Annotated in this window: 14 protein-coding genes; 5 read left to right on the top strand and 9 right to left on the bottom strand. The window is 66.4% G+C overall.

Annotated features, from left to right (window positions below):
• Positions 1 to 73: 73 nt before the first annotated feature.
• Complete coding sequence (locus ACYSM9_RS21350; RefSeq protein ID WP_461858952.1) at positions 74 to 259, bottom strand: hypothetical protein; 186 nt, start codon at positions 257 to 259, stop codon at positions 74 to 76.
• A gap of 255 nt (positions 260 to 514) precedes the next feature.
• On the opposite strand from ACYSM9_RS21350, the gene purS reads away from it, so the two are divergent.
• Genes purS through purL form a run of 3 tightly spaced genes read left to right on the top strand, consistent with a single transcriptional unit; the run spans position 515 to position 3847 of the window.
• Positions 515 to 766, top strand: coding sequence for a phosphoribosylformylglycinamidine synthase subunit PurS (gene purS / locus ACYSM9_RS21345; RefSeq protein WP_056337243.1), 252 nt, complete (start codon positions 515 to 517; stop codon positions 764 to 766).
• Position 767: 1 nt separating this feature from the next.
• Entirely contained in the window at positions 768 to 1541 is a 774-nt protein-coding gene (gene purQ, locus ACYSM9_RS21340; protein ID WP_461858951.1) for a phosphoribosylformylglycinamidine synthase subunit PurQ, read from the top strand.
• Positions 1538 to 3847 carry a phosphoribosylformylglycinamidine synthase subunit PurL gene (gene purL, locus ACYSM9_RS21335; protein ID WP_461858950.1) on the top strand — a complete coding sequence of 770 codons (2310 nt, stop codon included), beginning with the start codon at positions 1538 to 1540 and terminating at the stop codon, positions 3845 to 3847. Before purQ ends, purL begins: the two co-directional genes overlap by 4 nt.
• 146 nt (positions 3848 to 3993) lie before the next feature.
• On the opposite strand, the gene ACYSM9_RS21330 is transcribed toward purL, so the two are convergent.
• The 5 genes from ACYSM9_RS21330 to ACYSM9_RS21310 form a co-directional block, all read right to left on the bottom strand.
• The gene (locus ACYSM9_RS21330; protein WP_461858949.1) at positions 3994 to 4935 is read right to left on the bottom strand and encodes a hypothetical protein; all 942 of its coding nucleotides are present in this window, start codon (positions 4933 to 4935) and stop codon (positions 3994 to 3996) included.
• Between the two features lie 117 nt (positions 4936 to 5052).
• Entirely contained in the window at positions 5053 to 5346 is a 294-nt protein-coding gene (locus ACYSM9_RS21325) for a DUF503 domain-containing protein (protein WP_461858948.1), read from the bottom strand.
• A 14-nt stretch (positions 5347 to 5360) separates the two neighbouring features.
• Positions 5361 to 5681 (bottom strand): putative quinol monooxygenase, encoded by a 321-nt coding sequence (locus ACYSM9_RS21320; RefSeq protein ID WP_461858947.1) that lies wholly within the window; start codon positions 5679 to 5681, stop codon positions 5361 to 5363.
• Positions 5678 to 6226: a DUF1990 family protein gene (locus ACYSM9_RS21315; RefSeq protein WP_461858946.1), complete on the bottom strand. Its 549-nt coding sequence runs from the start codon at positions 6224 to 6226 to the stop codon at positions 5678 to 5680. Before ACYSM9_RS21315 ends, ACYSM9_RS21320 begins: the two co-directional genes overlap by 4 nt.
• Positions 6219 to 6632 (bottom strand): MmcQ/YjbR family DNA-binding protein, encoded by a 414-nt coding sequence (locus tag ACYSM9_RS21310; RefSeq protein ID WP_461858945.1) that lies wholly within the window; start codon positions 6630 to 6632, stop codon positions 6219 to 6221. The genes ACYSM9_RS21315 and ACYSM9_RS21310 overlap by 8 nt, the downstream gene beginning before the upstream one ends.
• 45 nt (positions 6633 to 6677) lie before the next feature.
• Between ACYSM9_RS21310 and ACYSM9_RS21305 the strand changes: the two genes are divergently transcribed.
• Entirely contained in the window at positions 6678 to 7706 is a 1029-nt protein-coding gene (locus ACYSM9_RS21305) for an isopenicillin N synthase family dioxygenase (protein ID WP_461858944.1), read from the top strand.
• Between the two features lie 12 nt (positions 7707 to 7718).
• On the opposite strand, the gene ACYSM9_RS21300 is transcribed toward ACYSM9_RS21305, so the two are convergent.
• The 3 genes from ACYSM9_RS21300 to ACYSM9_RS21290 all read right to left on the bottom strand — a co-directional run bounded on the left by ACYSM9_RS21300 (position 7719) and on the right by ACYSM9_RS21290 (position 10277).
• Positions 7719 to 8144: a CoA-binding protein gene (locus ACYSM9_RS21300; RefSeq protein ID WP_461858943.1), complete on the bottom strand. Its 426-nt coding sequence runs from the start codon at positions 8142 to 8144 to the stop codon at positions 7719 to 7721.
• 201 nt (positions 8145 to 8345) lie between these two features.
• Positions 8346 to 8717: a YegP family protein gene (locus ACYSM9_RS21295; RefSeq protein ID WP_461858942.1), complete on the bottom strand. Its 372-nt coding sequence runs from the start codon at positions 8715 to 8717 to the stop codon at positions 8346 to 8348.
• Positions 8718 to 8987: 270 nt separating this feature from the next.
• The gene (locus ACYSM9_RS21290) at positions 8988 to 10277 is read right to left on the bottom strand and encodes an adenylosuccinate synthase (RefSeq protein ID WP_461858941.1); all 1290 of its coding nucleotides are present in this window, start codon (positions 10275 to 10277) and stop codon (positions 8988 to 8990) included.
• 361 nt (positions 10278 to 10638) lie between these two features.
• Between ACYSM9_RS21290 and ACYSM9_RS21285 the strand changes: the two genes are divergently transcribed.
• On the top strand, positions 10639 to 11271 hold the full coding sequence (locus tag ACYSM9_RS21285; RefSeq protein WP_461858940.1) for a uracil-DNA glycosylase family protein: 633 nt from the start codon (positions 10639 to 10641) through the stop codon (positions 11269 to 11271).
• Positions 11272 to 11360 lie beyond the last annotated feature (89 nt).

The following is an 11360-nucleotide window of genomic DNA, read 5'->3' as shown; positions in this document are numbered from 1 at the left end:
GACACCCATCAAGCATCCCGGCTAAACCAGCCAAGGTTTAGGAGACACGCCCTAGCGCTGGTGGCCGGGTGTTCTATGGCCGCGGTGTGCGGACCACCTCGCTGATCCATTGCCTGGTCTTCTCGTCCACCGGCCCGGCGACCTTGGTTTGACGGGCCGCCCGGTCGGCTTTGACCTTCTGGAACACCATCCGGCCCAGGCCGGCAAACACTGCGGCGGCAACCACCGGCAGGAGGACGGACTTCGAATTCTCAGCCATGGCGCAATCCTAGTGAAGGGCGCCGGGCAACTCCAGAACCACCGTTCCGGCCGCGGCGGCAGCGCGGTCCGGGCCCCGATTTCACGGAATACAACGGGGTGCGCGCGGCCCGGTAGAATAGGAGGGCAAGCTCGCGGAGCGCCCCACCTCATCGTTGACCATAGCAGTTGCCCAACTGTCCCCAAGATCCTGGTAGGCGTGAGACGGCACTACTCCGCTGCGCCCTTACCCAAGCTCACGCACAGGAGTTACCGGATGCCCCGGATCGTTGTTGACGTCATGCCCAAGCCCGAGATTCTGGACCCGCAGGGGAAGGCGATCGTTGGCGCTCTCCCCCGGCTGGGCTTCACCAGCTTCAGCTCTGTCCGCCAGGGCAAGCGATTTGAACTCACGGTCGACGGCGAGGTGACCGAGGACATCCTGGCCCAGGCCCGCAACGCCGCCGAAACCCTCCTGTCCAACCCGGTCATCGAGGACGTCGTCAACGTCGAGGTCGTCGAGGCCTGAGATGACTGAACTTCCCCTGATCGGCGAAGCCGTCGCCGTCGCGGCGGAACCGCGCCTGGCCGGCGCCCGCATCGGCGTCGTCACCTTCCCCGGCACCCTTGACGACCGGGACGCAGCCCGCGCCGTCCGGCTGGCCGGCGGCACCGCCGTCGAACTCTGGCACGGCGACGCCGAACTCGGCGATGTAGACGCCGTCATCATCCCCGGCGGTTTCTCCTACGGCGACTACCTGCGCGCGGGCGCCATTGCCCGCTTCGCGCCCCTGATGTCGAAGATCATTGACGCCGCCAACAGCGACGCCAAGCTTCCCGTCCTGGGCATCTGCAACGGTTTCCAGATCCTCACCGAGTCGCACCTGCTGCCCGGTTCGATGATCAAGAACGACCACCTGAAGTTCCTGTGCCGCGACCAGGTGCTGCGCGTCGAGAACAGCAACACGGCGTGGACGCTGGACTACCAGGCAGGCCAGGAAATCACCATTCCGCTGAAGAACCAGGACGGCCAGTACATCGCGGACGAGAAGACCCTCGACGCCCTGGAGGCCGAGGGCCGCGTCGTCTTCCGCTACGTGGGCTTCAACCCGAACGGGTCCCGCCGCGACATCGCCGGCATCTCCAACGCTGCCGGCAACGTGGTGGGCCTCATGCCGCACCCCGAGCACGCCGTGGAGCCGGGCTTCGGCCCGGAGTCGTTGGACGGGATCGGCGGGTCCGACACCGACGGACTCGGATTCTTCACCTCCGTACTGAACAAGATTGTGGGAGGCGACAAGTGACCACCGAAACCAGCAAGAAGTTCAACATCGACACCGTCGAGAACGCCGCCAAGACCCCGGACACGGAACTGCCCTGGGCAGAGCTGGGCCTGAAGCAGAACGAATTCGACGAGATCGTCAAGGTCCTGGGCCGCCGCCCCACCGGCGCCGAACTGGCCATGTACTCCGTCATGTGGAGCGAGCACTGCTCCTACAAGTCCTCCAAGAACCACCTGCGCCAGTTCGGCCAGAAGGTCACCGAGGAAATGAAGAAGGACATGCTGGTGGGCATCGGCGAAAACGCCGGCGTGACCAACCTGGGGGACGGCTGGGCCGTGACCTTCAAGATCGAATCGCACAACTCGCCGTCGTTCGTTGAGCCCTACCAGGGTGCCGCGACCGGCATCGGCGGCATTGTGCGCGACATCATCTCCATGGGCGCCCGCCCCGTGGCCGTCATGGACCCGCTGCGCTTCGGTGCCATCGACCACCCGGACACCGCCCGCGTCATGCACGGTGCCGTGGCCGGCATCGGCGGCTACGGCAACTCCCTGGGCCTGCCGAACATCGGCGGCGAGATGGTCTTCGACTCTGTCTACCAGGGCAACCCGCTGGTCAACGCCCTCGCGGTAGGCGTCATGCGCCACGAGGACATCCGCCTGGCCAACGCCTCCGGCAAGGGCAACAAGGTGGTCCTGTTCGGTGCGCGCACCGGCGGTGACGGCATCGGCGGCGCGTCCGTGCTGGCCTCCGAGTCCTTCGACGACACCAAGCCGTCCAAGCGCCCCGCAGTGCAGGTGGGCGACCCCTTCGCCGAGAAGGTCCTCATCGAGTGCTGCCTGGAGCTCTTCAAGGGCTCCCTGGTGGAAGGCATCCAGGACCTCGGCGCGGCCGGCATTTCCTGCGCCACGTCCGAGCTGGCTTCCAACGGCGACGGCGGCATGCAGGTTGAGCTGACCTCCGTGCTGCTGCGTGACCCCACGCTGACCCCGGGCGAGATCCTGATGTCCGAGTCGCAGGAACGCATGATGGCCGTGGTCACCCCGGAGAACGTGGAAGCGTTCGAAGCCGTCATGGACAAGTGGGCCGTGGAGTACTCCTGGCTGGGCGAGGTGACCGACACCGGCCGCCTGATCATCACCTGGGAAGGCGACGTGATCGTCGACGTCGATCCCCGCACCGTGGCGCACGACGGCCCGGTCTACGACCGCCCGTTCGCCCGTCCCGAGTGGCAGGACGCCGTCCAGGCCGACACCTTCACCGGCTCGGTGCAGGACGCCGGCCGCCCGTGGAGCCCGGCCTCGCTGGCGGCTGCCGTGACGGAACTCGTGGCATCGCCGAACATGTGCTCCAAGTCCTGGATCACCAACCAGTACGACCGGTACGTCGGCGGCAACACCTCCATGGCGTTCCCGGACGACGCCGGCGTGGTCCGCGTTGATGAGGAGACCGGCCTCGGCGTGGCCCTCGCAACTGACGCCAACGGCCGCTACACCTACCTGGACCCGTACCACGGCGCGCAGCTGGCACTGGCCGAGGCGTACCGAAACGTTGCCACCGCAGGTGCCATCCCCATGGCGGTCAGCGACTGCCTGAACTTCGGCTCCCCCGAGGACCCGGACGTCATGTGGCAGCTCGCCGAGGCCATCCGCGGCCTGTCCGACGCCTGCATGGTGCTGGGCATCCCGGTCACCGGCGGCAACGTCTCGCTGTACAACCAGACGGGCACCACGCCCATCCACCCCTCCCCCGTGGTGGCTGTGCTGGGCAAGCTCGACGACGTCGCGCGCCGCACGCCGTCGGGCTGGCGTGAGGACGGCCAGGCCATCTACCTGCTGGGCACCACGGGTGCCGAGCTGGACGGCTCGGAGTGGGCGAACATGCGCGGGCACCTGGGCGGCCAGCCGCCGAAGGTGGACCTCGAGGCCGAACGCGCCCTGGGTGAGATCCTGATCAACGCCTCGCGCGACGGCATGATCGATTCCGCGCACGACCTCTCCGAAGGCGGCCTGGCAGCGGCCCTCGTGGAGTCCTCGCTGCGCTACGGCGTAGGCGCCCGGATTGCCCTGCAGGATGTCATGGACCGGGACGGCGTGGACCTGTTCACGGCGCTCTTCTCCGAGTCCCAGGGCCGTGCCGTGGTGGGCGTTCCCCGCTCCGAGGAAGTCCGCTTCACGGACATGTGCACCGCACGCGGCTTCGCGCACACCCGCATCGGCGTGGTGGACGCGGCCAGCGGCACCCTGGAGATCAACGGCGTGGAGGGCCTGTCCCTGGACGCCCTCCGCGAAGCCCACGAAGGGACCCTGCCGAAGTACTTCGGCTGACCTCCCCATCGATTGCTCCGTAACTGCCCTTTTGAGCCCTCAAAACGGCGGTTACGGAGCTTTCGTTCTTAACGATCCCTCCGCCAGCCGGCGAGGGACCCGGCCTGAGCTTGCGAAGGCCGGGAGCCGGTGGGGAGCACTCGTTTTTAAGAACCCCTCCGCCAGCCGGCCTGTGCCAGGGCAACAAGCACCTTGGCGGCGGCCGGCTTCGCATCGTTGACCATGTGTCGCTTGGAAATCCTGACCTCAGTCCACCCCAGGGCGGCATACCGTTCAGAGCGCGCTATGTCACTGGCAATCTGGCTTGCATCGCCGTGATGCTCGCCCTCGTACTCGATCCCGATCCTGTATTTGCGATAGGACAGGTCGGGCTCATGATGCCTGGCGCCGTCCTCAGTAATGATCGGGACGTTCAACTCGGGTTCGGGCAGGCCCGCGCGCACAATCGCGAGCCGCAGCAAGGTTTCCTGCGGTGAATCCGATCCAACCCGGATGAGTTCCAGAGCCTCCCTCGCCTTCCGGAGCCCCCGCTTTCCACGGTGTTTATCAATCGTCCGCTGCAGGTCCCATATGCTGCACAGCGGCATGTTCCGGCCCTCAAATTCGGGCCGCGGAACGCGGACGCAGGCATCCCCCATGGCCACGGTTTCGTCAACGGACAGCAGCTCAGCCATGTCCAGCCACGTCCGCTCCGGCGTTGTCACGGGAATGCCGTCAATTGTGGTGACTTCATCCTCAAACAGCTTCATGCGGTGCACGATGACGTGCGGCCTGTCCAGGTGGGCTGCCCCTTCGGGACGGATGAGGTGGAATACGTCAAAGGGCCCGTCCTGGCACCGCTGAGGGAGTGAATGGAGCCCGGCAGCCGTAACATGCGAGGCAGCGCAGAGCTCGTTGACCTCGATGAACGGCCGCACCCTGACGCTCAAGGCGAGCTCCGCCGTCGGGCCGTCCGCTCTGATGCCCTTACCAAGCCTGCTGAGGGAACGATGCCTGAGGCGCTTGGCCGAGACCCCTTCCCGTGCAGCCTCAGCCGCAGTGAAGGGGCGGCCCTCAAGTACTTCCGGAAGCGGACGTGCAGTCTTCATTGCTACATCAGACCAAAACCGTGCAATGTCCGCAGAAGTTATCCACACCCCGCATCGACTGCTCCGTAAACGCCCTTTTGAGGCGCCAAAAGGGCGTTTACGGAGCAATCGATGGGGTTAGTCCTCGCTGTGGAGCTCCCGCTGACGGGCGCTGAGCAGCTCGATCTCGGGCCGGCCGGCCACGAAGCGTTCGACGGCGGCCAGCACCTCCACGAGGTGGGGCCGGTCCGCTGCCACCAGGCCAACCCCCAGCTGGGTGCGCCGGTACTGGTGATGGTCCCCCACCTCGGCCACGGAGATATCGAAGCGGCGCCTCAGTTCGGCGAGCAGGGGACGGACCACGGAGCGCTTCTCCTTCAGGCTGTGCACGTCGCCCAGGAGGATGTCGAACTCGATCCAGCCGATCCACATGGCACGGCCTTTCGTTAGTCGATGGTGAGCTCGCCCATCAGGTCCCAGCCCTCGCCGTCGAGCTGGCGGCTGATGATGCGGGGGGTCTCGGCGAGCGCCTGGGGCATGTCCGCCATGGCCTGCTTGAAGTGGGTACTGTTGACATGGTCGCCCGCTGCATCATCCTTGAAGGCCTCCACCAGGACGAACTCGTTCGGGTCATCCACGCTGCGGGACCAGTCGAACCACAGGTTGCCCGGCTCCTGCCGGGTGGCCTTGGTGAAGTCGTCCACCAGGTCCAGCCAGCGCTCCGACCAGTCGGGCTTGACCTTGAACTTAACGACGATGAAAATCACGGGGTTGGTCCTTCCTTGGCGAGTGCTCGTGCCCCTTCAATGTACCGGGCGGTCACGTGCCGCTGGGCCGCACGGGTGACCATTCCGCCGGCCGCGTAGAACCAGTTGGCGGGCCTGCTGAAGGCGCGGATCCGGAGCCAGACCTCCCCCTGGCCGTTGATCTCCACCTCGAAGGATTCCTCGCCCCGCGCGGGATGTCCCGGCAGCGTCCCATAGCCGAATCCCGCGGACTGCGGCATGCCGTCCGCGGAAGGCTCGCGGACCCACACCACCTCGCAGGGCGCGTTCAGGCGGAAGGGGCCGGCGCCGAAGCCGCTCACCACCCGCGCCCCGGGCACCGCCCTCGGTGAATCTGCCCGAACCCGCAGCCCGGCCCGGCGCTGCAGTTCCCACCCCAGGATGCCGTCCGCCACCCGCCTGTAGACGGCCAGGCCGCTGCCCAGCCATGCCTCCTCCACAACCTGGTCAAACCCTTCGGGGGCAGTGCCCTGCTCGGTGCTTCCCACCCCCGGATAGTTCAAGCCGCCCTGTCCCCCGTCAGTCAACCGTTCCTGCCCCTCCGAGGCGTGCCCAGCCCAACTGCTCCTGCTGCTTTCTGCTCAAGCCCGAAACCACCAGGTCGTAGGAGTCCTCCACCATGTCTCGGACCATGTCGTCCGGCAGTGACCCGTCCAGGCGGATGCCGTTCCAGTGCGTCTTGTTCATATGCCAGGCACCGGTGATCTCCGGGTGTACTGACCGCAGCTGCACGGCCAAAGCTGGCTCGCACTTCAGGTTGACGTAGAAGTCGCGCGTGTCCATGGAGGATAACGCGAAGAGCTTGGCCTCATGCCTGGCTCCGCCGGCAACCCGGGACCGGACTTTGAACACCGAAGTTTCCGGCCCGAAGGGAAAATCCTCATAGGCGCCGGGGAAGGAAAGGCAGATTCTCCGCAGGGCAGCTGGGTCCATGAACGAAGCCTATAAAGCCGGACCCTGCGGTGCTAGTCTGCGAGGATGTCACACGATCAGGGAGCCATACCTGTCCTGGATCTGAGTAGCGCACGGCAGCCCTACGGTTCGTTCCGCCCTGAATTTATCGAGCAGTTGCGGCATGCCACGCATGATGTGGGGTTCTTCCAGGTCACCGGCTACGGCGGGTCCCCGAACCAGGCCGAGCACCTCCTGGACGTGGTCCGGCGGTTCTTCGAACTGCCCCTTGAGGAGCGGATGAAGCTGGATAACCGCCTGTCGCCGCATTTCCGCGGCTATACCCGGATGGGAACCGAGGTGACGCAGGGCAGGGCGGATGCCCGCGAACAGATCGACTACTCCCCCGAACGCGCCCCGGTGAAGGACTATCCGGCCGACCAGCCGTACTGGCTGCTGCAGGGCCCGAACCTCTGGCCGGACGATGCCTTTCCGGAGTTGAAGCCGGCAGCGATGGCGTGGGCCGGGCTGATGTCCGAGGTCGGCATGGAACTGCTGCGGGCCATCGCGGTGTCCCTGCAGCAGCCCGAGGACTACTTTGACGAGCCGTTCCGGGACGCCCCGGCATGGATGGGCAAGCTGGTGCACTACGTCGGCGGCGTGGTAGAAGAGGCCGGCGACCAGGGCGTGGGTTCCCATGCCGACTACGGCTTCGTCACCCTCCTGCTCCAGGACGACGTCGGCGGCCTTGAGGTGCTGCCTCCGGGCGCCACCGAATGGCTGCCCGTGGAGCCCCTTCGCGGTGCCCTCGTGGTGAACCTCGGTGAGATGCTGGAGGTGGCTACGGAAGGCTACCTTGCCGCAACCATCCACCGGGTCCAGGCGCCGCCGCCGGGCGTGGACCGGTACTCTGTCCCGTTTTTCTGGTCCCCGCGGCTTGACGCCGAGATCGGCCCGGTGCCGCTCCCGCCGGAATTGAAGGCCCAGGCACGCGGCATCACCGACGATCCCGGCAATCCCCTGCTCTCGACGTTCGGCCTCAACATGCTCAAAGGCCGGATGCGCGCGCACCCGGATGTCACTGAACGGCATTACCCGCAGCTGACGCTTCGCTAGCCGCGGGAGTGCCTAGAGGTTGTACTTCCAGGCCAGCTGGGCCGGGCAGGCGTTCATCACCACATCCAGGCCGGCCGCCTTGGCCCGTTCCGCCGCCGCCTCGTCGATGACGCCGAGCTGCAACCAGACTGCCTTGGCGCCGACGGCGATGGCCTGGTCCACCACGTCGCCCACCTTCTGCGAGTTCACAAAACAGTCGACGACGTCGATGGGCTGCTTTTCGGCCGGAATGTCACCGAGGGTGCGGTAGCCGGTTTCCCCGTGGACAGCGTCGCCGGGCAGGTTGACGGGGATGATCTCCATGCCCATCCGGTCGCGGATGAACAATGAGGTGTCATAGGCGGCGCGCCACTCGTTGGTGGTCAGCCCGACGATGGCCCACCTCCCCTTGGTGCGCATGAGTCGATCAATGACTGCGGGATCGTTTGTGTGGCCCATGCGATCAGCCTACGCGTCAGGACGGCAGTGCCGCGCAGCCGGGGTCTTTTCCGGCGGCGGACCCTCCCGGGAACAAGAAGAGCCGGTCTGGAACGTGATGGGGGACAAGTTCCAGACCGGCGCTACACAGGGGTAATCGTTGGCACCCCCGAAAGGGTTACGCATTCCCAAAAGTTTTTTTAAAACTTTCTTCAGCGGTGCTCAGCGGACCGCCGCCCGGGTCCAACGCGGCATCGTCGCCTGCCGGCGCGGCCCCTTGGCGAGCGCGAAAGCGTGGAGCCGTGCGGGCAGCCGCTGGTCATCGCATGCCGTTACGGCGACGGCGGGCAGTTCCGCGGAAGGGGCGGCAGCAGCGTCAACGGCCACAGCAACTGGGCGGGCCGCGGCACCGGCGTGGGAGAGATCGGTGACCAGGCCCGTCCCGGCACACTCACGCACCGCCGCGATCCCGGCAGCCACGCCCCGTTTGTCCTCGAACGCCCCGGAGACGGCCATCACCGTGCCGTCGGGCGCCAGCAGGCGGAACCTGTACATCGATTCCGGATCAAGAAAGACTTCAAAATTCCCTGCCACGATGGTTTCCTTCCGGTCTGGGCGGTCCTGCCACGCGCGGCCCTTCCGGGGTGGGCATCGCTGCGCCGTCCTTGAGGGGTCTGCTGGAACCGTCTGCTGATCAGTTCAGGTAGTCCTAAAGATTCTGGTGCCCCCGCGTGGAGGCCACAAGACCGGACGGGTTAAGCCTGTGTAAATTGCGCTCCACCATGGAAACGACGACGGCGGCCCACCCGCGAGGGTGCGCCGCCGCCGTCGTCCCCACCGCTCCCTGGCGGGTGGGCCCATGAGTCAGTCGTTGATGAGGTCGTTCACCACGATGGTCTGGTCCCGGTCGGGGCCGACCCCAATAGCGGAGAAACGGGTGCCGGAGAGCTTTTCCAGTGCCAGCACGTAGTTGCGTGCGTTCTCCGGCAGGTCCGCCAGGGTGCGGGCGCCGGTGATGTCCTCGGTCCAGCCGTCGAAGTACTCGAAGATGGGCTTGGCGTGGTGGAACTCGGTCTGCGTCATGGGCATCTCATCGTGCCGGACGCCGTCCACGTCGTAGGCAACGCACACCGGGATCTGCTCGATCCCGGTCAGGACGTCCAGCTTGGTCACGAAGTAGTCCGTGAAGCCGTTCACGCGGGAAGCGTGGCGCGCCAGGACGGCGTCGTACCAGCCGCAGCGGCGCGGCCGGCCGGTGTTGACGCCGAACTCGCCGCCGGTCTTCTGCAGGTACAGGCCCATCTCGTCGAAAAGCTCCGTGGGGAACGGGCCGGCACCAACGCGGGTGGTGTACGCCTTGATGATGCCGATGGAGCGGGAGATGCGGGTGGGCCCGATGCCGGAGCCCACCGACGCGCCGCCGGCAGTGGGGTTGGAGGAGGTGACAAACGGGTAGGTGCCGTGGTCGACGTCCAGGAAGGTTGCCTGGCCGCCCTCCATCAGGACCACCTTGCCCTCATCCAGCGCGGAGTTGAGGACCAGGGTGCTGTCGATGACCAGGGGGCGGAGCCGCTCGGCGAAGGACAGGAAGTAGTCCACGATCTCGTCCACTACTACGCTGCGGCGGTTGTAGACCTTGACCAGGAGTTCGTTCTTCTGGTGCAGCGAGCCTTCCACCTTCTGGCGGAGGATGGATTCGTCGAAGACGTCCTGGACGCGGATACCCAGGCGGGCCACCTTGTCCATGTAGGCCGGACCGATGCCCCGCCCTGTGGTGCCGATGGCACGCTTGCCGAGGAACCGTTCGGTCACCTTGTCCAGGACCTGGTGGTAGGGGGCCACCAGGTGGGCGTTGGCCGATACCCGGAGCTTGGAGGTGTCGGCGCCGCGGGCCTGCAGGCCCTCGATCTCCTGGAAGAGGGCCTCAAGGTTCACCACGCAGCCGTTGCCGATGATGGGGACCGCGTTGGGACTGAGAATGCCTGCGGGCAGCAGTTTGAGTTCGTACTTTTCACCGCCTACGACGACGGTGTGCCCGGCGTTGTTGCCGCCGTTGGGCTTGACGACGTAGTCGACACGGCCGCCGAGCAGGTCGGTGGCCTTGCCTTTACCTTCGTCGCCCCACTGGGCTCCTACGATCACAATTGCTGGCATGGGATCCTCCCCCATTCGTTCGGGCTGCCCGGGGCCGGCCACGGAAGTGGCGGACCTGACGCAGCGCCGTTCATGAGAATGCCCCGAGTGGACCGGCTTCCGCCGCTCCGTTGCAGGATCGGCGGACGCAATGGCCCCGGGGCTCTTACCACCCAAGTTTAGCCGATGGCGCAGTTTGTCCACTTGTTGGGCCCCGGCGCCTCCGCCTGGCCGGGCAAGCCGCGTCCCGGAGGCTTGGTAAACTGGACGAGGCCGACCAGCAGTTGGTCCACCCCCACCAACCGCCGCTGATCCGTCGCGCCCCCGCGTGTCCGTTTCCGCGGCGGCAGCAACGCCAATCCCGCAGGAGAACCAGCACTTCATGACCGCTCTGGCCCCCGAAACATTCCACGAACAGCTCCTGAGCCGCCGCTACGAACCCAACGTCGCAGCCGTCAACGAACTGTGCGATTCGCTGCAGGAAACCCGGCCCGGGACGGTGGTGCCCTACGTCGACCCCATGCATGATGTGGAGGAATGCCGCATCATCAGCCTGTTTTCCAACATCGGCGAGGCTGACAAGTCAGGCTTCATCACCGCCGGCGACCAGGACGCCGGCACCCGCATGCTCGGCATCCAGTGGAAGCTGGGCCTGCGCCCTGAATTCGTCATGCCGTGGAACGTCCACCCTTGGCACGTCCCCGGTGAGGCCAACGGCAAGTTCACCCCGGACCAGGTGCAGGCCGGCCTCAAGCCCCTGCTCAAGTTCCTGGCCCTCGTGCCGCGTGCCTCGGTGATCGTGGCGCACGGCACCGAAGCCAACCGGCTGGCCAACCTGCTGCTCAAGACCGAGGTTCCGCTGCTGTGGCGCCGCGGATTGAAGACCTACAAGGTCCGCTCCCTGAGCGGCCGCGCTTTCGCCGGTTCCCCCGCCCGCCAGGAGGAGTACCTCGAGGACATGCGCGCCGCCTACGCCGACGCCATGGCCCGCACGGGCATCGCCCGCAAGGCCTAAATCCCGGAAAAACCGCGACGGCGGGGGGTGGGGTTTTCTTCGCAGTTGCCACCCATCCCCCCGTTGTCTCGCGGGTGATTCCCCCACCA

It is taken from the genome of Arthrobacter sp. C152, assembly GCF_054890965.1.
The sequence above is the reverse complement of the archived record's forward strand: the minus strand, read 5'-3'. Positions and strand labels throughout refer to the sequence as shown.